The organism is Planktothrix tepida PCC 9214 (assembly GCF_900009145.1).
GTDB lineage: Bacteria > Cyanobacteriota > Cyanobacteriia > Cyanobacteriales > Microcoleaceae > Planktothrix > Planktothrix tepida.
In genome coordinates this window covers 242,835-264,192 of record NZ_LN889802.1, presented here as the reverse complement: position 1 = coordinate 264,192, position 21,358 = coordinate 242,835, and the positions used below count along the sequence as shown (strand labels likewise).

21 protein-coding genes, 1 other RNA gene and 1 pseudogene are annotated in these 21,358 nt (G+C 40.8%); 15 read left to right on the top strand and 8 right to left on the bottom strand.

The window, feature by feature from the left end; translation table 11 throughout:
• Positions 1 to 13 precede the first annotated feature (13 nt).
• Together psbP and PL9214_RS15375 are read left to right on the top strand one after the other, a co-directional pair.
• Entirely contained in the window at positions 14 to 559 is a 546-nt protein-coding gene (psbP, locus tag PL9214_RS15380) for a photosystem II reaction center PsbP (protein WP_072719658.1), read from the top strand.
• Between the two features lie 18 nt (positions 560 to 577).
• On the top strand, positions 578 to 1,228 hold the full coding sequence (locus tag PL9214_RS15375; protein WP_072719657.1) for a Maf family protein: 651 nt from the start codon (positions 578 to 580) through the stop codon (positions 1,226 to 1,228).
• A 414-nt stretch (positions 1,229 to 1,642) separates the two neighbouring features.
• Here the strand turns inward: PL9214_RS15375 and PL9214_RS15370 are convergent, their stop codons facing one another.
• The 3 genes from PL9214_RS15370 to PL9214_RS15360 all read right to left on the bottom strand — a co-directional run bounded on the left by PL9214_RS15370 (position 1,643) and on the right by PL9214_RS15360 (position 5,003).
• Complete coding sequence (locus PL9214_RS15370; RefSeq protein WP_072719656.1) at positions 1,643 to 2,623, bottom strand: homogentisate phytyltransferase; 981 nt, start codon at positions 2,621 to 2,623, stop codon at positions 1,643 to 1,645.
• A gap of 60 nt (positions 2,624 to 2,683) precedes the next feature.
• A complete protein-coding gene (gene glmU / locus PL9214_RS15365) occupies positions 2,684 to 4,069 on the bottom strand; it encodes a bifunctional UDP-N-acetylglucosamine diphosphorylase/glucosamine-1-phosphate N-acetyltransferase GlmU (RefSeq protein ID WP_072719655.1) in 1,386 nt (461 codons plus the stop codon).
• A 61-nt stretch (positions 4,070 to 4,130) separates the two neighbouring features.
• Complete coding sequence (locus tag PL9214_RS15360; protein WP_072719654.1) at positions 4,131 to 5,003, bottom strand: tRNA (5-methylaminomethyl-2-thiouridine)(34)-methyltransferase MnmD; 873 nt, start codon at positions 5,001 to 5,003, stop codon at positions 4,131 to 4,133.
• A gap of 289 nt (positions 5,004 to 5,292) precedes the next feature.
• Between PL9214_RS15360 and PL9214_RS15355 the strand changes: the two genes are divergently transcribed.
• The 6 genes from PL9214_RS15355 to PL9214_RS15335 all read left to right on the top strand — a co-directional run bounded on the left by PL9214_RS15355 (position 5,293) and on the right by PL9214_RS15335 (position 11,189).
• A complete protein-coding gene (locus tag PL9214_RS15355; RefSeq protein ID WP_072719653.1) occupies positions 5,293 to 6,123 on the top strand; it encodes a sulfurtransferase in 831 nt (276 codons plus the stop codon).
• 134 nt (positions 6,124 to 6,257) lie between these two features.
• Positions 6,258 to 7,085, top strand: coding sequence for a thiazole synthase (locus PL9214_RS15350; RefSeq protein ID WP_072719652.1), 828 nt, complete (start codon positions 6,258 to 6,260; stop codon positions 7,083 to 7,085).
• A gap of 65 nt (positions 7,086 to 7,150) precedes the next feature.
• Positions 7,151 to 7,321 carry a photosystem II assembly protein Psb34 gene (psb34, locus tag PL9214_RS30660; RefSeq protein ID WP_139295065.1) on the top strand — a complete coding sequence of 57 codons (171 nt, stop codon included), beginning with the start codon at positions 7,151 to 7,153 and terminating at the stop codon, positions 7,319 to 7,321.
• 222 nt (positions 7,322 to 7,543) lie between these two features.
• Complete coding sequence (locus PL9214_RS15345) at positions 7,544 to 9,493, top strand: tetratricopeptide repeat protein (RefSeq protein WP_072719651.1); 1,950 nt, start codon at positions 7,544 to 7,546, stop codon at positions 9,491 to 9,493.
• A 109-nt stretch (positions 9,494 to 9,602) separates the two neighbouring features.
• Complete coding sequence (locus PL9214_RS15340) at positions 9,603 to 10,298, top strand: response regulator transcription factor (RefSeq protein WP_072719650.1); 696 nt, start codon at positions 9,603 to 9,605, stop codon at positions 10,296 to 10,298.
• Between the two features lie 210 nt (positions 10,299 to 10,508).
• Positions 10,509 to 11,189, top strand: a complete 681-nt coding sequence (locus tag PL9214_RS15335; RefSeq protein WP_072719649.1) for a response regulator transcription factor — start codon at positions 10,509 to 10,511, stop codon at positions 11,187 to 11,189.
• 178 nt (positions 11,190 to 11,367) lie between these two features.
• On the opposite strand, the gene PL9214_RS15330 is transcribed toward PL9214_RS15335, so the two are convergent.
• Positions 11,368 to 11,586, bottom strand: coding sequence for a DUF2811 domain-containing protein (locus PL9214_RS15330; RefSeq protein ID WP_072719648.1), 219 nt, complete (start codon positions 11,584 to 11,586; stop codon positions 11,368 to 11,370).
• Between the two features lie 1,061 nt (positions 11,587 to 12,647).
• On the opposite strand from PL9214_RS15330, the gene PL9214_RS15325 reads away from it, so the two are divergent.
• Positions 12,648 to 14,660: a sensor histidine kinase gene (locus tag PL9214_RS15325; protein ID WP_072719647.1), complete on the top strand. Its 2,013-nt coding sequence runs from the start codon at positions 12,648 to 12,650 to the stop codon at positions 14,658 to 14,660.
• Between the two features lie 31 nt (positions 14,661 to 14,691).
• Here PL9214_RS15325 and PL9214_RS15320 read toward each other — a convergent pair whose 3' ends face one another.
• The 4 genes and pseudogenes from PL9214_RS15320 to PL9214_RS15305 form a co-directional block, all read right to left on the bottom strand.
• Complete coding sequence (locus PL9214_RS15320) at positions 14,692 to 15,708, bottom strand: Gfo/Idh/MocA family protein (RefSeq protein ID WP_072719646.1); 1,017 nt, start codon at positions 15,706 to 15,708, stop codon at positions 14,692 to 14,694.
• 65 nt (positions 15,709 to 15,773) lie between these two features.
• A complete protein-coding gene (rnc, locus tag PL9214_RS15315) occupies positions 15,774 to 16,508 on the bottom strand; it encodes a ribonuclease III (protein WP_072719645.1) in 735 nt (244 codons plus the stop codon).
• Positions 16,509 to 16,593: 85 nt separating this feature from the next.
• Positions 16,594 to 17,012, bottom strand: an RNA gene (gene rnpB, locus PL9214_RS15310) — RNase P RNA component class A.
• Between the two features lie 238 nt (positions 17,013 to 17,250).
• Positions 17,251 to 17,373 (bottom strand): annotated as a pseudogene (locus PL9214_RS15305) (transposase); the annotation flags it as partial.
• Positions 17,374 to 17,884: 511 nt separating this feature from the next.
• Between PL9214_RS15305 and PL9214_RS31295 the strand changes: the two are divergent.
• From PL9214_RS31295 to PL9214_RS15285, 6 genes are all read left to right on the top strand, one after another.
• Positions 17,885 to 18,028, top strand: a complete 144-nt coding sequence (locus tag PL9214_RS31295; protein ID WP_186440371.1) for a response regulator — start codon at positions 17,885 to 17,887, stop codon at positions 18,026 to 18,028.
• Positions 18,028 to 18,177, top strand: coding sequence for a hypothetical protein (locus PL9214_RS31290; protein ID WP_186440370.1), 150 nt, complete (start codon positions 18,028 to 18,030; stop codon positions 18,175 to 18,177). Before PL9214_RS31295 ends, PL9214_RS31290 begins: the two co-directional genes overlap by 1 nt.
• An 84-nt stretch (positions 18,178 to 18,261) precedes the next feature.
• Positions 18,262 to 19,308: a bifunctional riboflavin kinase/FAD synthetase gene (locus PL9214_RS15300; protein WP_072719644.1), complete on the top strand. Its 1,047-nt coding sequence runs from the start codon at positions 18,262 to 18,264 to the stop codon at positions 19,306 to 19,308.
• Positions 19,309 to 19,489: 181 nt separating this feature from the next.
• Positions 19,490 to 20,398, top strand: coding sequence for an AAA family ATPase (locus PL9214_RS15295; protein ID WP_072719643.1), 909 nt, complete (start codon positions 19,490 to 19,492; stop codon positions 20,396 to 20,398).
• A gap of 240 nt (positions 20,399 to 20,638) precedes the next feature.
• A complete protein-coding gene (locus PL9214_RS15290; RefSeq protein WP_072720065.1) occupies positions 20,639 to 20,968 on the top strand; it encodes a DUF433 domain-containing protein in 330 nt (109 codons plus the stop codon).
• 8 nt (positions 20,969 to 20,976) lie between these two features.
• Entirely contained in the window at positions 20,977 to 21,315 is a 339-nt protein-coding gene (locus tag PL9214_RS15285; protein ID WP_222425242.1) for a DUF5615 family PIN-like protein, read from the top strand.
• Positions 21,316 to 21,358: the final 43 nt, after the last annotated feature.

Sequence of the window (21,358 nt, the reverse complement as noted above, 5' to 3'; positions counted from 1 at the left end):
GGGAAACGCTCAGATGTTCAAACGAATTTTGGCAATTGCTTTAGTCTGTTTTAGCCTTAGCTTAACAGGTTGTGTGTCTGTTGGTGTCGGATTAAATAGCTTTGTTGATACCGCAGATGGCTATGAATTTGCGTATCCGAATGGATGGACGCAGGTGAGTGTGTCTAACGGCCCTGATACGGTGCTACACGATATGATTGAACAAAGTGAAAATGTCAGTGTGGTAATTAATCCTATTTCTAATCCCAGTCAAACTTTATCCGATATTGGAAGCCCCACAGAAGTCGGATATACCTTAAGTAAAAAAGCGATCGCTCCTGAAGGTTCAGGACGCACCGCCGAACTGATTAGTGCAGAATCATACACGAAAGGATCGAATCTTTATTATTGGTTAGAATATGCGGTACAACTCCCTAATGAACAAAAACGTCATGATTTTGCCAGTGTTGCCATTAGTCGCGGTAAACTATTTACATTAAATGTTTCTACCACTGAAAAACGTTGGCAAAAAGCTCATCAACTTTTAGAACAAGTTGTTCAATCTTTTAACGTGTATTAATTAAGATCCATTGCGTTTATGACTCAGCCTAATCGAATCACATTTATTTTAGCTTCTGCTTCTCCAGCGCGCAAACGGTTATTAGAAACGGTGGGAATTCAGCCTATAATTTCCCCTAGTGATTTTGATGAATCTCAAATCCAAGATTCTAATCCGGTACAGTTAGTACAGAAACTCGCCCAAGCTAAAGCAGAAGTTGTAACCCAAACCTTAATCAATTCTCCTCAGATCGAGGAGGGAATAATCTTAGTTTTGGGATGTGATTCGGTTCTGGCGGTTGAGGGAGAAATTTATGGCAAACCTGCTAATATTGAAGAAGCGATCGCCCGTTGGCAAACCATGCGAGGTCAAGTTGGACAACTTTATACGGGTCATGCTTTAGTTAATGTTTCAACCCACCAAACTTTAGTTCATTGTCAAACGACTAACGTTTATTTTTCTGATATTTCCGATAGGGAAATTGAAGCTTATATTGCTACCGGAGAACCCCTCAACTGTGCTGGGTGTTTTGCTATTGAAGGAAAGGGGGGGTTATTTGTGGAAAAATTAGAAGGATGTCATACCAATGTGATTGGATTGAGCTTACCTTTATTAAGAAAAATGATCCAGGAATTTGGATACAATATTACTGACTTCTGGTCGTTGGCTAGAAACCACAAAGGTCTTTAAGATTTATCCGGGTATAGGGCGATCGCTATTGTCTAATTGCATAAAATGTGAAATTTGTCAAGCCCCCTGTTTTCGGTTTGATGTTCCCCTCCCAAAACTCGTGCATCGCCAAACGGAAATTTAGTCAGAAAATCAAGATATTTTACGACAGCATAAGCGTTTTAGCCCCAAAATTGACCTATAGACACAATAACCCCTTGGGTGGTATTTTTTTAAGTCTACCAGAACCCCTATGATTTCGTCAACTATTTGAGAGGTATTTTCAATAAAATATCAAGATTCCCTGACAAACTTTTAAAAAATAAAACTATTTTTACAAACCGATTACAAAAACTTAACTATCTCTTCCTGTCTTTGGGGTTGCTTCCAGAGTTAAATTAGAGGGTCGGTTATGATACCCTTTCCTGAGTTTAATTAAGTGAATAAGCAGGAGAGGGGAAAGATTAAATATTCTAGGAAAAAGAGTTTCCAAATAAATTGATAACCTTGGGCGATGGATTGTTTTTGGCTTAAATCAATGCTTAGACTACGCCACCATAAGACAGCCAGTAAAATAAAATGGCTTAACCCTAAGAATAGAGAATTGACAGAGGATTGTAAAGTAAAACTCCCTAGAATCATTCCGAGATAACAAAGAGTAAGTATCCATCGAGAGATATTAAAGACTGTAACGGTTCCTAATTTTATCGTTAAAGTGTTAATCTGAAATTGGCGATCGCCTTCTAAATCTGGAATATCCTTGAAAATTGCGATCGCTACGGTAAACACTAAAATAAATAATGTTAACGCCCAAACAGAAGGCGGTATTGTCGGGATTAAGGATAGGGATTTCCCCGATAAAAGCCAGCTAAAGTGTAAATATAACCCTAAATTAACAATAATTCCCCTAACGGTAAAAATACAAAATGCAGCCCAAAAGGGAAAGCGTTTTAACCGAATGGGGGGTAAAGAATAGATTGTCCCTAAAAACAAGCTAATTCCTACCATTCCCAATAAATAATAGCCTTGAAAGGCTGCAATACTTAATGCTAATATTCCCGTTATTCCGACAATCAGTTGAGCTTGAAACCGGGAGTATTCCTCAGCAGCTAAGGGTAAATGGGGTTTATTGATCTGATCAATTTCAATATCTTCCAGTTGATTTAAACCCACAATATAAATATTGCCACAAATACAAGCTAACCAACTGAAAAATAAAGCCAACCCATTCCAACTAAAACCTGGAAATTGCCTAAACTCACTCATGGCAATTAAATATACCCCTAATACGCTTAAACTGGTTCCAATAATTGTATGGGGGCGAGAAAATTTCCAAAAGGAGTATAAACCTGGAAAACTCTGTTGAATCAAGTTAGGGGAAGAAATCACCGGAGGAGAAGAAGAAGTTTTCGTCATATTAAACCAGGGAACAGGGAATGGGGAATTACGAATTACGAATGGGGAATTGGGTTAATATTATTCTGGGGATTCTAAGCGCCAACCGGGTTTAATCACTTGACGTTCACGAGCAATGACTAAACTATCATCAGGAACATCATCAGTAACAACAGAACCCGCCGCCACCGTCACATCAGTTCCCAAGGTTAGGGGGGCGACTAAAACACTATTTGACCCGGTTTTAGTTCGATCTCCAATAGTTGTGCGATGCTTTTTCACCCCATCATAATTAGCCGTAATTGTTCCCGCCCCAATATTAACTTTATCTCCTAATGTGGCATCTCCCAAATAGGATAAATGGACAATATTTGTGCGATTTCCCACCTCTGCATTTTTCAATTCTACAAAATTTCCGATGCGACAGTGTTCACCGACTTTTGCATGACCCCTTAAATGGGCATAAGGCCCTATGCGGGTTTCATCCGCAATAACACTATCAGAAACAACGGAAAACTGCACCGTGACATTTTTTCCAATCTGACTATTTTCAATTAAACTTCCAGGGCCAATGCGACTTCCCGTTTGAATAATTGTGTTTCCTCGTAAGTGAGTTTGCGGTTCAATAATCACATCGGGTTCTAACTGTACCGTATCATCAATTGTGATACTATCGGGGTCAATTATGGTGACTCCGGCTGCCATCCACTTCGTTTTAACCCAATCTTGCAAAACATGATAGGAATTCGCCAAATGTTGGCGACTATTAATCCCTAAAATTTCTCGATAATCATCCACATCCACCGCCATCACTTGATCCAAAAGATGAACCGTATCTGTGAGATAATATTCCTGTTGATCATTATCGGCTTTGAGGTGGGGTAAAATTTCTGCTAATTTCGGCCAATTAAAACAATAAACTCCCGCATTAATCCGATGATTTTGGCGTTGAGCATCGGTACAATCTCGTTCCTCAACAATTTGCTTGACTAAATTTTGACTATCACAAAATACCCGACCATATCCTTTAGGATTAGGTAAATGGGCGGCTAATAAAGTCGCTGCATTTCCGTGTTCTTTGTGAATTTTAATTAACTGTTCTAAAGTGTCAGGGCGTAATAAAGGAACATCCCCATTTAAAACCAGTAAATCTCCTGTAAAGTCTGTTAAACAGGGGAGTAATTGTTGAATCGCATGGCCTGTCCCTAATTGTTCGATTTGTTCAACAAATTCTAAAGCTGGTGGATGATTTTGTCCGTTTGCAATAGCATCTGTTTGTTGAAGAGAATCGCGGACTAAATCAGCACCATAGCCCACAATTACTAATCTCCGAGAAGGTTGCAGCCGAACACAACTTTCTAAAACCCGTTGAACTAAAGTACGTCCCCCCAATTCATGCAAAACCTTGGGAAGGTCAGATTTCATGCGAGTTCCGCGTCCCGCCGCTAAAATTGCTACCGCTACCATCTACCGTTTTGGTGTCAACTGTGAGTAATAGACACGATAAATCGCATCTTAATCCATCTTTTCACAAGATGGACTGATTGCGCCATCGTTTCTTCCAATGGGATGTGGGTTCTAGGGGGGAGATGTCTTGTTCGGCTTGGCGACGGAGGATAATCACTTCCGCCGTATCGGATAAACTGGGATCTCGATACGGGATGGCGGCGCGGGTTTGCAGATGTTCCTGTTCTTGGAGAGACAGAGGCGGTAAACCCTCAAAACTGGCGATTGTTCCTGGTGTGCGCCTACCCACTGGAGAGGTAGAACCAATGTTTAATCCCGCGTCCAGTAAAGCCCTTCTGACCGCAGCCGAACAGGAATAAGTGGCTAACTGTCCCTGGGGTTTGAGACATTGGCCAACTAGAGTTAAAAATTCGACTGTCCACAATTGGGGACAATGGGGCGGGGAAAAGGGATCAAGAAAAATTGCATCGGCTTTAAACCCAGAATGATGAACAGTTTGAATGGTATTTCGAGCATCTGCAATCCTTAACTCAGCATTCAATAATTCTGTTTTTAGATAATAATTTTGGGCGAGTTCTTTTAAAATTTCTTGAATATAATTAGGATAGTCATTCAGTAAATTAAACTCTAGGGTTGCTGGCGGAATTCTGGGATCAAATTCTAAGCCGATCCATTCAATTTTGCAGTTAGGATTAATATCCCAAATCGCGGTTAAAGCCGCGGCTGTATTATAACCCAAACCGTAACAAATATCAAGCAAAAATAAAGAAGATTTTTGGGCTTTCTTTCTTAATTGTAAGGGTTCAACAAATTTGTGTTCGGCTTCCTGTTTCGCCCCAAAATGACTATGGAATAATTCTCCAAATTCCGAAGAGAAAAACGTAAACGAACCATCAGCCGTTAATTGGGGTATTAATCCTCTATTTTCTATCATTTTTTCTCCTCTGTAGGGTGTGTAAGTGCAGCACAGGCACTATCTAACTATTTATAATAACCATTCATGCTTGATTAGACTGTTCTTTTCAGCTTCGAGATCATCTTCACGCGCCCTATCGGGTTGAGCATTAGCCATCATAACGTTTTTCCTGATTTCTGTAAAAAAGATTAAACTCATTCTATTTAAGAATCCGATATGATAATTATAAAATAAATTCCCCTGATTAAGTAGTAAGCCCTTCAGGGCTACCCATGAACCTTTAAATCACATTATTATCAATATTGCCATGACAGAACCCCAATTAATTGTTTCCCCAGAATGGTTAGTAAACCATCTCGAAGATTCCAATATCGTCATTGTAGATTGTCGATTTTCCTTAGCAAATCCCCAACTCGGTCAACAACAATATCAAGACGGTCATATTCCGGGTGCTTATTATTTAGATTTAGACCAGGATTTAGCGAGTCCGATTCAAAAACACGGCGGACGTCACCCCCTACCCAACCCAGAAAAACTTGCTGCGAAATTATCAGAAATTGGCATAACTTCTCAACAAACCTTAGTTGTAGCTTATGATGATTCTCGATTCGCTTTTGCTTCGCGGTTGTGGTGGTTGCTGCGTTATTATGGACATGAAAAAGTCATTTTATTAGATGGTGGATTTAGCCAGTGGAAAAATTCGGGATATCCGATTAGTTCGGAAATTCCCTCAGCCCAATTCGGACAATTTACACCGCAAATTCATCCCGAAATGTTAGTTAATATTGAAACGGTAAAAGCCCGAAAAGATTTACCCGGAGTTGTGGTTGTAGACTCCCGTGAACCGGAACGTTATTTAGGAAAAACCGAACCCATTGATCCCATTGCTGGGTGTATTCCGGGGGCGGTTAATTATCCTTGGCAAGAGGTGACAGAACCCACCGGATTTGTTAAAATCAATGAACAATCTCAACGTTGGGAAAATATTAAAGAGGCTGAAGAAATTATCGTTTATTGTGGTTCAGGAGTTACAGCTTGTGTCAATTTATTATCCTTAGAATTAGCTGGAATTCATCACGCCAAACTGTACGGAGGAAGTTGGAGTGATTGGTGTTCTTATTTAATCGAAGAACAATAATAATCCATTAGGATTTTTGAAGATTAACTTCAAAAATCCGAGATAATTGATCGGTTTTTCCCCAGTTGAATTACAATAAAAGTTGAACGATAAAATAAACCGATTTGAACAATTTAGATTCAGGATTAACACGGATGCAAACCCTAGAAAAACCAACCCCATCTCTTCTGGATACCCCCTTAACCATTGGGAGAAAAACCTTTAAATCTCGGTTAATGACGGGAAGCGGGAAATATCGCAACCTCCAACAAATGCAAGATAGTATTGCAGCGAGTGGCTGTGAAATTGTCACCGTTGCTGTTAGACGAGTCCAAACCCAAGCTCCCGGACATGAAGGATTAGCTGAAGCCATTGATTGGAATAAAATTTGGATGCTTCCGAATACCGCCGGATGTCAAACCGCCGAAGACGCCATTCGGGTAGCCAGATTAGGGCGGGAAATGGCAAAATTATTAGGACAGGAAGACAATAATTTTGTCAAATTAGAAGTGATTCCTGATAGTAAATATTTGCTTCCTGACCCGATTGGAACCTTAGAAGCCGCCGAACAATTAGTGAAAGAAGGCTTTGCGGTGTTACCGTATATTAACGCCGATCCACTCTTAGCGAAACGATTAGAAGAAGTTGGCTGTGCAACGGTAATGCCATTAGGATCTCCCATTGGTTCAGGACAAGGAATTAGGAACGCTGCCAATATTGCCATTATTATCGATAATGCCAAAATTCCGGTTGTTGTGGATGCGGGCATTGGTGCGCCCAGTGAAGCCACATTAGCTATGGAAATGGGGGCGGATGCGTTATTAATTAATTCAGCGATCGCTTTAGCCCAAAATCCAATCGCTATGGCAAAAGCGATGGGAATGGCTACCGAAGCCGGACGTTTAGCTTATCTGGCCGGACGCATCCCTGTTAAAACCTACGCTGAAGCTTCTTCCCCCTTAACAGGTACAATTACCAGTTAATGTTTCCCTTTTGTGTAAATTTTTGTTATGGTTGATCCCAGATAGTAATCTATGGATTTTTACTCATGCCTTATACAAAAGAAGAGGGTGGACGCCTAAATAACTTCGCGGTGGAACCTAAAGTTTATACAGCCGAACCCCCGACCAGTTCACAAAAACGGAATTATCTGATTGCGGGTATTGCCGGGATTGTCTTAGTGGGGGGTTTAGTCGTCCTCGCTGCTTCCATATCCTAAAATATCAACGTTTCAGTCCAGGTGGGTTTTGGGAATTTTTTTGTTAATCTCAAAGATACAATTGAACTCGTCCTTATGGAAAATAGGGAATTTTAAGAGTAGGGGCGGGTTCTGTGAAAATTTTTACTATTCTTAAATAACCGTTAAAAAGTCGCCTCCTCCTGAGCCAGAACAACTTGATAGAAGAAAAGAAGTAGAGGTGTAATGGCTTAATGATTGACAATGGCGACGAGCAACAATTCTTCCATTCTATTCTCGGAAACTGATCAGCAAACTTATCATCGTTTACAACAGGCGCTACGTTTACAACTTCGCCATCAAATTTTTATTGCGGTTTGTGATAACTTAAAGTTGCGGAATTATCTGATACTCCAATTAGAAAAAGATTTGTTAGCCAAAAATCAGACAGTCTCAACCGCGCAACACAGTTTAAATTCCCCGCTTTTCTCACCCTTAATTAATTTAAAACTGGATTTAAACGATCCTAATCCCTTTGAAGCAATTACCCAATGGTATGCTCAAAATTCATCTAATTCTGACCCTAAATCTTTGCTCGGATTTCAAATTTTAGGCGTTGAACATCTCACCCGCCAACCTCCGGCGATGCAATGGTCATTTTTACGGCATTTACGCACCCTAGAACAGCATCTTGAGAGCTTAGAATGTAGCTTAGTGCTGTGGATTTCTTCCCCTTGGTTATGCTGTATCCAACAATCTGCACCGGAGTTTTGGCGCAGACGAACCGGAGTGTTTCACTGGATGAGTGATCCAACCCCCAGTGATTTAGAATCAGAGACGATTCCCTTAGATTCTCCTGGGGTTGCTGCACACCGAGACGAGACAATATCTGATCCTTTAAAACAACTCCTGGATCAGATTCAGCACCTGCAACGACAGTCCGACACTTTCTCCCTGCGCCAAGCCTATCGCCAATTAGGAACAATTTACCGCGATCGCATTTTAGCTGGAGAAAATTCAGAACTCAACTACACCCTTGCCATTCAAGCCCATGAAAAAGCCTTAGAGATTGTCCCAGAAACCGAGTTGTTGTTAAATCATTCCCCTAATTCGATTGATATCTGTAATGACTTAGGAACCTTGTATTGGATGCGATTTCGCCAACGAGTTCCAGAGAAACATTCTTCAGCCGATGTGGTTTCCGATTTAGAACAAAGCATTATTTTCTATCAAAATGCTTTGATGAAAATTAACCCCGAAGTTCAACCCCACCTGATCATCAAAATCCAAAAAAACCTAGGAACAGCCTACAGTGATTTAGCCACCCTACGAGATCCCATTGAAAACTTAGAACAATCCTTGATTGCCTATACAGAAGCCTTATCTTGCTTCAAGCTGAACAACAGTAAAATTGATGCTTCTGACATCCAAGATTATGCCACGATTCAAAATAACCTCGGAACCACCTATTGGAAACTCGCCCAACAAACTCACCCCATTCCTCACCTCAAAGCCGCCATTGCTGCCTATACTGAGGCGATGGAATTTTATACCCCGCAACAAGACCCCCTCAACTATGCCCTCCTCCAAACCAACTTAGGAACCGCCTATTGGACACTCAGCCAATATCAACCCTCAGCTAAATTGCTCCTGCAAGCTATTCATGCCTATCATCAAGCCTTAACCTATCGCACCAGCGCATCAGCCCCCATTGCCTGTGCAGCCACCTATAATAACTTGGGCATAGCCTATTGGCATTTAGCCAACCACTATCAGAAGTCAGAGATTCGTGCTAAATTCTTTAAAAGGGCAATTGCAGCCTATCAAAAGGCGCTCTCAATTGCATCCGCTCTGAGTCCAACCCAACTCACCTTTGATCCGTTAGCGACTCATAATAACCTAGGGCTTACGCATTACCAGCTTGCCACAGACTCGAACTTCCCCCTGAGCAAAGCTACTCGAATTTCTCTATTAGAAGTCGCACTCAAACACCATATTCAAGCTGATATTAATGGGTCTAGTCAGCTAGAAAAACAACGGCCAACAGAGGGTGTTATCCCTAACTCAAAGATCACCGAACATCATCAAACGACGTTGAGTTATTTGCTCAGAACCATTCGCGCCTTCTACAATGAGTTTGGGTTACAGGGACAAAATCAGGCTTTATCTCAAATTCCAGGTCATCTACTACCTGAAATATTACGCGCTCTGTAACGCAATACAACTAAATTGACATTTTGTTAGGTGTAGGTTCAACTTTTCCATTAACATTGAGATGTCTATTTAGTATTCTTGCTCAACCTTCTGCTCGATATGGGTGGTTATGGCATCTGCAAAGATTCTCGTGGTCGATGATGATCCGGCAATACGGAACTTAATTAGTCGCTATCTCAGCCAACAAGACTATCAAGTTGACACGGCGGGTGATGGCCATTCGGCATTGGAAAGGTTTGAACAGTTCAATCCTGACTTAGTAGTATTGGATCTCAATTTACCCGATACCACAGGTTTAGCATTATGCCGAGAAATGCAAAGTCGAACCAGTGTATTTATTTTAATGCTAACCAGTGAAAAAGATCCCAAACTCGGGTTAAAGGAGGGAGCAGATGACTTTGTAACAAAACCCTTTGATTTAGAAGAGTTAAACCTTCGCATCAAAGCGATTTTGAAGCGTCAACGAACTCCGGTACAAACACAACCCAAAAGTTTAGTTTATGGGGATTTAACCATTGATCCTAATCGTCGTGAGGTTTATATTCGGGGTGAAATCATCCCACTGAGTGCATTAGAATTTGATTTGCTGTATTGTTTAGCTCGTAAACCCGGTCGAGCTTGGCGACGGGCTGAATTATTGCAAGAAGTATGGGATTATGAGTATGAAGGAGAGCAGCGCGTCGTTGATGTTCATATCGGTCAGATTCGTAAAAAAATCGAACCTGATGCGGATAAACCTTCTTTTATTAAGACTATTCGGGGTGTGGGATATATGTTTGATCGACGCACCACAGAACGTCAATAATTAAAGATAATTATCATTAATTGTTAACGGTTTGTAGGTGAACATAATTGTCCAATTCAAAGGGGAGCTACTGATATTAAGGTTTTGAATATTATCCTCTTTTATACCCTCTATTCATTCTGAGGAAATGAGGACAAAATTCAACTCTTTAATGAGTATAAAAGTGTTTAGCTTATCCTTTTAGTCACCTCTTCGTTTAACCCTCTTGTTATGACATCGGCAAAAATTCTTGTAGTTGATGATGATCCGGCAATCAGGAATTTAATTAGTCGCTATCTTAGCCAACAGAACTACCAACTGGAGGTTGCATCCGACGGCGATTCAGCGTTAAAGGCATTTGAACAGTTCAACCCGGATTTAGTGATTTTAGATTTGAATTTGCCCGATACCACAGGTTTAGCATTATGCCGAGAAATGCAAAGTCGAACCAGTGTATTTATCTTAATGCTAACCAGTGAACAAGATCCTAAACTGGGGTTAAAACAAGGAGCAGATGACTTTGTAACCAAACCCTTTGATTTAGAAGAATTAACCCTTCGGATTCAAGCCATTTTGAAGCGCCATCGCTCAACATCTAACAAAGAACGTCAGAGTTTAACCTATCGAGATTTAATGATTGATCCTAATCGACGAGAAGTTTATCTTAAAGGTGAATTAGTCACTTTAAGTGCGTTGGAATTTGATCTGCTATATTGTTTAGCGAGTAAACCGGGTCGAGCTTGGGAACGCAAAGAACTATTACAAAAAGTTTGGGGCTATCAAGATGAGAGTAGTGAAGGGGTACGGGTGATTGATGTTCATATTGGTCAAATTCGGAAAAAAATTGAACCCGACCCTAAAAATCCTTCCTTTATTCAAACGGTTAGAAGTGTTGGTTATCGATTTGATTGATTGATGAGTAAACAGTTGTCAAGGACTCTCTACTCAGTCTATCCCCCGGAACCGAAAGGGTGCACCTGTTGATGCAACACCTTAGATTCGATCCGGATGCCGACAAAATTAGGTAATGGTTTCTTTATCCCCCTGTTGCTGATTCACCTGAAACAACTGCACAGAAGTATTTTTCTTCCTAAGACTGAAATAGGGTTTCCTGATAAACACGAGCCACTTGATGATAAGTGCTCGATGCTTCTGGGGTGTTGCTATTTCCATTCTGCAACAAAAAAAGCGACAGGGCTGCGGAAAAAACCCGATCTTGATCCCAGTCTGGGTGGGTCTCCAGATAGCCCTGGAGGGATTCGTGCAGCGTTTCAGGAATTTCGGTCAAGATGCTTACACTTGTGTTCATGAAACTGCTCTCATCGGTGTTGGTACAGGACAATGCACAATTTCAACATCAGGGATGGGTTGGGACTCAATTTCCCCCTCAGCCCTAAAAGTTGAAATTGGGTAGTCGATTCATTTTGTGCGATCTAGGGGTAGGGTTGTCAATGTTGCAAACTGTTACAACCTGTCACGAAGTTTCTATTCAGTCACGAAAGAATCGATATTTGACCTGCTATTTCTGTTACAAAAGTTCATAAACAACTCGTTTTTCTCATCCTTTTCCCTGGGATAGGCAAAATCCCCAATTCCACCAGCAGGCTGCAACCTCACGTCTTCTCTTGTGGAAAACTCTGCTTTACCTGGGGAAAACGTTGCGCTTCACTGTGGAAAACCTGTGGAATCGGTGGGGAAAATTTGCGATAACGATAAGAATTTTAAAGATTGCACAGACTCAACACAGGAGACCGGATTAAAGCTCTAAAAACAGCATCAAATCCAGTTGCAATTCCTGGGGGAGAAAGTCTAGCTATAAACCCCATCAATTAAAAGTATTATTCATTGGATCTGATTCAAAGAACTCATGCGTTAAATTTGAGATTTTTCTGAATAAAAAACAATTTATCTTTGATGATCTATGATCAATTTTTGATCTGTGTCTGAACAGTTTAGAAGATTTCCTGGGGAGCAAAAATCAGATTGCCGTTATAGAGGATCATCAGGGATAACAGATCACGATTAACAGAGAAGTTTTTGTCCTTTGTGGAGCAGCCTCAGAAATTTTCTGGGATCAATTGGGGATAGATGATGAACCGTTGATCTTATATAATAATTAAGACTGAATCAATGAAAACTCTCATGTCCAGTTTTGTAAACGAGCAAATTTAGTGATAAATTGTCAGGGTTTAACCCTAACTCGTGATGATGCTGCAAAACTTGACGCTCAGTCGGTTAGGATAGGGATCTGTTTTTTTAGATCTGATGGATTCAGATCGGTTAAAGTCAAAGCATCATTGATCCATTATCCAGGGAACTGCTCTGTGCTGTTCACCCTTGCCACCTGTCTCCTGTTTCCTATCTTCTACTATGCCCAAGCTACGTCAATCTTCATTTCGCCGGATTCTACTGACGCAGATTTTACTGCTTAGTCTTCCTGTGCTGCTTGTGGGAGAGTATGTTACTTATAGAAAAGCTCGTTCTGGTTTATTAGAAACAGCCCGTTTTAATTTAACAGAGAGTGCTACTAAAAAAGCACAAACCCTTGAGGAATGGACTGCTTCTATCCAGTCTAATTTGAGGATTGCAACGGACAATATTGTTTTACAATCAGGGAAAACTCAACAGTATTCTGTTTTTCTTTCCCAGCTTAAAGGGCAAATGTTTCCTGTGGTCAATTGTCTACAATTGACTAATCTGCAAACAGAACAAGTGGTTGCGAGTACCTGTGGAAAACAGCCCATCTATTCTATCCCTAAAAATTTCTGGCCTTTACAAAAGCCTCAAAACTCTCAGATTTATATTAATTATTTAGCTCCTGAAGTAGATTCACAGCAGTCAGATTGGCAGAATCAAGTTAGATTAGTATTTAGTTCTCCAGTTTATATTAATCAGAATAAAAATAAAAGCGTATTAAAATATGCGTTAAGTTTGCAATCAACCTTATATTTAGAAGCCAAAGATCGTCCTAAATCTTTAACAGGATTTACAGTGATTATTGATCAAGGGGGAACTATTATCAGTCATCCTAACATTGATCAAGTGGGGCGAAATATTGAAGAAGAAACAGATTCTGATCGATTAAATAACTTATTATCTAATGCTTTAGCAGAGAATAAAAATTCTTATATTCATTTATTTTCTTTTGATAAATCCGGTCGGGAACTTTTAGCAGGATATGATGCAATTCCTAGCCCAATTACCCAAGAAAAGGATAATCAGTGGGTGGTTTTAGCGGTTGTTGATTTAGACGATGCTTTATCAGGATTAAGAGATATTAAGTCTTTGTTAATTTCATTAATTTTATGTTTGGTTATTGCCAGCATTATTGCAGCCCTTTATATTTCCAGAGATTTAGCTTATCCATTAGAAAAGTTGAGAGATTATGCCCTCAAAGCTAATGATTTAGATGCTCCGGGTAATGTTCCTCGAAATCTTAAAATTCGAGAATTTAATCAATTAGCTGAAGCTCTGAATACAATGGTCGGGAGTCTTAGAGCAAGAGCGCAAGCTTTAGAGTATGCGTCCAAAGAAGCCAAAGTTGCTAATCGATTGAAAAATGAATTTTTGCGAGTTGTTTCTCACGAATTAAGAACCCCTTTAAATGGGATTATTAATTCAATTAACTTAATTCAAGATGGATTTTGTGATACCCAAGAAGAAGAGGACGATTATCTTCAAATTGCCTATGATTCCAGCAAACATTTATTAAATTTAGTTGATGATATTTTAGATATTGCTTTAATTGAAGAAGGCAAGTTGTCGGTCATGCTTGAACCAACGGATTTAGAACAAACCCTGAAAGATGCGGTGAATTTAAAAATGGTAGATATTCAACAAAAAGGCTTAACCATTGCTCTACCCATTCTAAATAAACCGATTATTGTTCACGCTGATCCTGATAAGTTAAAACAAGTTTTTATTAATATTATTGACAATTGCGTCAAGTTTACGAAGTCTGGAGGAATTACAATGGCAACCTGCATTGAATCTATCTCAAATTCCCCCGAAAATTCTGATACTAATCCTTTTGAAATAACGGAAGATGAACCCCGCTCAAAATCCGCTTTAATCCGGTATCAAGTTATGGTAACAATTAAGGATACGGGAATTGGAATTGCGCCCGAACAACAGGAAAAAATCTTTCAACCGTTTGCGATGGTGGATGGTTCAACGACACGGGAATTTGGGGGAATTGGATTAGGTTTAGCGATTTCCCGGAGTTTAATGCAAATGATGGGGGGTTATATTGTTCTCGATAGTGCGGGATTAAATCAAGGAACAAGTGTGATGATTGGAATTCCTTTGTCCGATACTGATGTTAAATCGCCGGAAAATCAAGATTCAATTTCTCCTCCTAAAGTTAACTCAGTTTCAACTTAGGAATGAAAAATCAATAACTTGTAAATGTTCCCTACTCTAATAAAATAGGCTGTCCATCTGCTTTTAACGATTCACTCAACGCACACAAAACATTAACTAATTCTGCACCAACCCAGCCGGAAGAAATGGGGGAAGGTTGATGATTCTGAATCGAATTGAGAAAGCGATCACAAACTTGAGCTAAAGGTTCACGGCGTTCAATAGAAATAATTTCTTGATTTAATCCAGCCGCTTTCCAAGTATTATCAATTCGATTAAAATAACCGTGTTGTAAAGTAAGAGGTGCTTCTGATTGGAGTTCATCAAAAATTAAGGTTCCCTGAGTTCCAACTGCTGCTAAACGACGCTGTTTGTCAGGATTTAGCCAACACAAATGTAGAAACGCTTGAAATCCACTGGGATAGGCTAAATTAGCGATCACTAAATCCGATAACCCTGATTCAGGTTGTAACCAAACCGTTCCAGTCGCTTTAACTTTGATGGGTTTTTCCCCTAACCAATGGTTAAAAATTCCAATATCATGAATGGCTAAATCCCATAACGCATCAACATCTTGTCGGACAGGCTCTAAATGTGTTCGGGTGGCGTAACCATAGCGTAATTCTCCTAATTTTCCTGATTGAATAACCCTTTGACCCTCTTCTACAGCCGGATGAAATAAATAAGTATGATCCACAAAAAGTTGCTTCTGTTTTTGTTCTGCTAATTCACACAATTGCAAAGATTCAGAAACACTTAAAGTTAAAGGTTTTTCTGTAAAAACATGACACCCATTTTTTAAAGCGGCTGAAATTAAAGAAAAATGTGTTACCGCCGGAGTCGCAATTACAACGGCATCTAAATTCGGTAAATTCCAAATGGTTGATCCATCCGTTACTAACCTGACCGTTTCAGGGAGTTGAAATCGTTCTCTAACAGCTTGTAAACCTTCGGGATTAGAATCTACGATCGCCACAATTTGAGAGTCAGGATGTTGCTGGAAGTTACGGATTAAATGAACACCCCAACGACCTGCACCAAAGATAGCAATATTAATTGGATGAGTCATAGAAATTCAGGGTATATTTTGTCAGTTATCAGTTGTCAGTTATTAGTTGTTCAGTGTTTAAGGGATTAATGCTGAAGAGTTGTCAGATTTTGGGTATCTACTAAAGAAAGAAATGCAACTTGAGCCGCCGCTTGTTCAGCCGATTTAATTGACCGTCCCGTTCCTTCACCCAGTTTACGACCTTTTAACCAAACTTCTGCGGTAAAACGTTCTTCATCATTATGAATTTGGCGATTTTGCTGCACCTTATATTCGGGCAAAATTTTATGATGGCTTTGCGTCCATTCCTGTAAGGCAGCTTTATAATTATGACGAGCCGGATCTCGAATAATCTCTGCGGCTCGTTGTCGAAAATGGGGATCTAACCAAGGACGAATTAAGGTTAAATCGTGAGTCCCAAGATATAATGTTGCTAACACCGCTTCAAAACAGTCCGCCAGACGAGATTCTTCCCCAGCTTTATCCCGCATTGCACTACCGGCGACGAGCAAAAATTGGGACATTCCGTAATAATCTGCGATTTCTGCTAAGGTGCGATCGCTCACTAAAATTGAACGAATTGCCGCAAATTCTCCGACCGGACAGTGGGGATAAACTTCAAATAGCAACTCAGATGCCACCAACCGCACCACCGAATCTCCGACAAATTCCAATTGTTCATAATTGGCTTCTGCTGACAATGTAGGGTGAGTTAAAGCCAAATCTAACAAGTCCCAGGGAATGGGAGCCTGATTAGAAAGTCCCAAACGTTGGATCAGCTTTTGTAACTGGCGTTTTCGATTTGGATAGCCAAGAGTCATAAGTGTGAAAGTAGAACAGGCATCTTGCCTGTCAATCAAGTCAGGTGTGTGTCACAGGCATCTTGCCTGTTAGTCAAAAAGGGAGGGAAAGAGTCAGACATAAGCCGGGTTCTGTTATCCAGGCTGAAATCAGCTTTAGATGGCGATTATCTATCTGGGATGTCTGTTACCAAACACCTCTAGCGGTACCACTTTTGATCGGAACGGGAAAAAGACCAACCTTAGTTCCTCCGACCTTGCTCCCAACCGGGGTTTACCGAGCCAACGCCTCACGACGTTGCTGGTGCGCTCTTACCACACCTTTGCACCCTTACCCCTTATCAGTTATCAGTTATCAGTTATCAAAAGATTGACTGTTCACGGTTGACTGTAAAAAGGCGGTATCTTTCTGTGGCACTATCCTCACGATTACTCGCACTGGGCGTTACCCAGCAAGTTTGGTCTTTCGGGAGCCCGGACTTTCCTCAGACTCTTAACAAGTCCGTAATCGCCTGCGCTTACTCTTTACCCCCTTTCCCATACTACTGCAACTGTTCTCCAGTTGATAGCATTTCCCCATAGACGAGAAGCTGACTAATCCGTTAGCATCGATTCCCCAGACAAGTTTAAATCCCTGAAAGAGATTCGTGGTTATAACAAAACAGCGATCGCCCTAACAAAGATTACATTTGTATTATGTTTTTAACAAACAGTAAAACGCAGATGAATAGGACTCTCCTATACTTAGGGTGATAAGTAAAGATTATATAAAAAGGCAAGCTAGTAGCTTTTCACGGATCATCTCAAAATTTTTGAAGCCATAGCTTTGACGAAGAATTAATTTGATTCGGTTGTTTAATCCCTCCATGACTCCACTGGTTGTTCGATATTGTTCGTTTTGGCTGACTTGTTCTACAGTTAATTCTTTAACTCTTTCATAGATATATTCTTCATAACGAATGATGTAATTCCTTTAATAGTTCTAACTTACGAACAACAAAACCTTCTTTTTCTTGGCGACTGAACACCGTAATATTCGGGAGGGTGAGTAAGACTTCCAAATCATTTGTCTTGGGGGATTAATTTCCCCCTTTCATCTGCCTTTATCACGGTGTACAAGCTGAGGTTTTATTACAAGAATTAAACCGCTAGAGAATTATCCAGCAGGCGGACTCGGAAATTATTGGCGAAAATCTGCAAGAAACGCGGCGGTAGAATACCCACGATTTTACTCAAACCCAAAAGGTGATCGGCAAAAATCACTGTGGGATTTTGTAGAATTTGTTCGGGAAAACGAGCCAAATTTAGCAGTCTTAGAGCCGACGGGTATTCATTATAGTCGCATCTTCTATCAGATTTTAAAGGGTGAGGGAGTTGAGGTTAAATGGGTCGGTCACATGGAGCTTAAACGCTATCGTGAGGGAAAAAATTTACCCGGCCACGGGAAAAACGATGCGGTGGATGCGTTGGCAATGGCGGCTTATCCGTTTGACCCGGAACATTTTTTATATTCTATTATCGCTCCCCCTTTCTCCTGTTGATGTCTAATTCCGTCCCCAGCCCTGGCTATGCGCTCGCTTCGTGGTCTTGTGCTCAGGTGCGATGCCGACAGGCGGCGGCTACGCCATCGCTTCGTCGAACTCACGTTAACTTGCTTTACTCAGAATTACTTAAGCGGTTTAAACGCTAAACTTTTTAAAGCCCTACTGAGTTCCTTAATCTTGGTAGGGTTTTAAAAATAGGGTAATTTCCAAAGTAGAGTAAAATGTGAAGCGTGTGGATAACATCATCGCTTGATACCGTATTAACGCCCACTGCCATTGCTTTGGGGAACTTTGATGGCTTACATCGTGGTCATCAACAGGTGATTCAGCCGATTTTAAAGCGACACTCACCTTTAGATTCCCGACAACGGACAGAGATGCTTTTAACGAACCCCGTCACCCTGTTGACGTGGGATAGAGGGCTGTTGGATAACAATTTAGGAGAATCTCAACCCTGTTATAGTACAGTGGTAACGTTTCATCCCCATCCTCAAGAATTTTTTACAGGTCAACCCAAAAAGTTACTCACCCCCTTAGATGAAAAAGCTGAATGGTTAAAAACAATGGGGGTAGAACAATGGGTGTTGTTACCGTTTGATGAACAAATGGCAACCTTAAGTCCGAGGGAATTTGTTGAAAGAATTTTAATTCAAAAATTGCAACCTCGTTGTATTAGTGTAGGATTTGATTTCCGCTTTGGAAAAAAGCGAACGGGAACAGTGAAGGATTTAGAAAAAATTGCCGGACATCACGGAATTAAAGTTAAAACAGTTCCTTTATATTTATGTGAAAATGGGGAACGAATTAGCAGTTCAGAAATTCGCACGTCTTTAGAAAAGGGTGCAATTCGTCGCGCCAATCAATTATTAGGAAGATCCTATCATTTAGTCGGTTCAGTGGTTCAGGGTCAACAGTTAGGACGAACCATCGGATTTCCGACTGCTAATTTACACCTCCCCCCAGAAAAGTTTTTCCCTCGGTCTGGAGTTTATGCGGTGAAAGTCTCAGAAACCGAAAATAATGCTAATTTGGGATTAGTAAATCATCCGGGGGTGATGAATATTGGCTGTCGTCCAACGGTCGCAGGTCAAACCATCACTGTCGAGGTTCATTTATTAAATTGGTCAGGAGATTTATATGGGAAAACCTTAAAGGTTAGCCTAGAAGAATTCTTGCGACCGGAACAGAAATTCCCCTCTTTAGAGAGTCTCACAACTCAAATTCAAGCTGACTGTTTACACGCAACAGAGGTGTTAGCAGTGGAGTCACAGAAATAAGCAGGGGAAGTAGGGACAAGGGGATAAGGGGACAAGGGGAAAGGGGAAAAGAGAAGAGGGAAGAGGGGACAAGGGGAAGAGGGGAAATTATGAACGTCTGACTCGTGACTAACTAACGGCTAACTCTTACACTGATAACTGATAACTGATAACTGATAACTGATAACTGATAACTGTTAATATGAAAGAACGAATTGAACGTCTAAAACACAATTTAAGCCGGACGATTGTAGGAAAAGAAGATGCTATTCGGCTAACGTTAGTTGCCTTATTAGCGGGAGGTCATGCGTTATTAGAAGATGTACCGGGTGTGGGAAAAACCTTACTCGCAAAATCCCTCGCGCGTTCCATTGCGGGACAATTTCAACGGATTCAATGTACACCGGATTTATTACCGACAGATATCACCGGAACCAATATTTGGAACCCCCGCACGGGAGAGTTTGAATTTCTCCCTGGGCCAATTTTTACCAATATTTTATTAACGGATGAAATTAACCGAGCAACCCCTCGAACTCAGTCCGCGTTATTAGAAGTCATGGAAGAACGACAAGTCACCGTTGATGGGGTATCTCGGTTTGTTCCTAAACCGTTTTTTGTGATAGCGACTCAAAACCCCATTGAATATCAAGGGACATTTCCTTTACCGGAAGCCCAAATGGATCGATTTTTATTATCCTTAACGTTAGGATATCCCAGCGAAGCCGAAGAATTGCAAATGTTACAACGATTATCCGATGGGATAAGCGTTGAGGAATTAGAACCTTGTATTTCTCAGGATGAAGTCTTAGAACTGCAACACTGGTGTCATCAAGTTAAAATGGAAACTTCGTTACAACAATATATTCTCAATTTAGTGAGAGCTACAAGAGAATCAGAAGAAATTACATTAGGAGTAAGTCCTCGTGGCGCAATTGCTTTACATCGAGCCACACAAGCCTTAGCCTTTTTATTAGGAAGAGATTATGGCACACCCGATGATGTGAAATATCTCGCACCTCATGTTTTATCCCATCGTTTAATTCCAGCCGGAGGAAGACGGTCAAAAACGATTATTGAACAGTTATTAAGAACAGTTCCCATACCCTAAGTTGTGAGGCGTTCACGCCTCTTTAGGATGCGCTCAAGCGCAGCAACAAATTATCCCCATAGGATTATCGGCATCAATCCAGAATTATAGCAACCGCTAGGCGTGGTTAGGACATAGAATTTCGGGAGTTTTATGCAGAAGTTTTCCGTATATCGTAACGACACAGGATTAGTAGGTATAATTAGGACTAATACTTTTGACTTAAAGCCTGCTCTAGTAGTCCCTAATGGAGATAAAATTGTGAGTCTTGTCTTGGAGTGCGAGTCCCCACCACTTAGAAAAGATGCAACAGGAGCAATTCGGGTTGGTAACTCAAGGGTTCTCCTGGAACTGGTAATCCGAGGATTCCAGGATGGTGCTTCTCCAGAAACCATTGTGCAAAGATACTCAACACTTTCTCTGTCTGACGTTTACATCACAATTGGTTATTATCTTCGGCATCAGCAAGAAATAGAATCCTATCTGAACGAGCGCGAACAGTTAGCAGAATCCGTTCATCAACGATTTTCTGAAATTCAGCCTGATCTGAGCTTGATTCGATCCAGACTTTTAGCACAACAAACTCCCTAAGCTTTGTTATGTTGAGGTTGCTGAGTGATGAAAATTTTAATGGCGATATCGTGCGAGGATTGTTTCTTCGTCAACCAGATCTTGACTTATTGCGTGTTCAGGATGTTGGGTTGCGAAAAGTGGATGATCCAGAAATTCTAGATTGGGCCACAAGCAATGGGCGCATTCTCTTAACTCATGATCGTGCAACAATGCCAGACTTTGCTTATGAGCGGTTATCTCAGGGACACCAAATGTCGGGGCTATTTGTGATCAATGATCGGATGCCGGTTAGGCAGGTAATCGATGAATTGCTACTACTGATTGATTGTAGTGAACAAGATGAGNGTTCGACTTGCATGTGTTAAGCAGACCGCCAGCGTTCATCCTGAGCCAGGATCAAACTCTCCA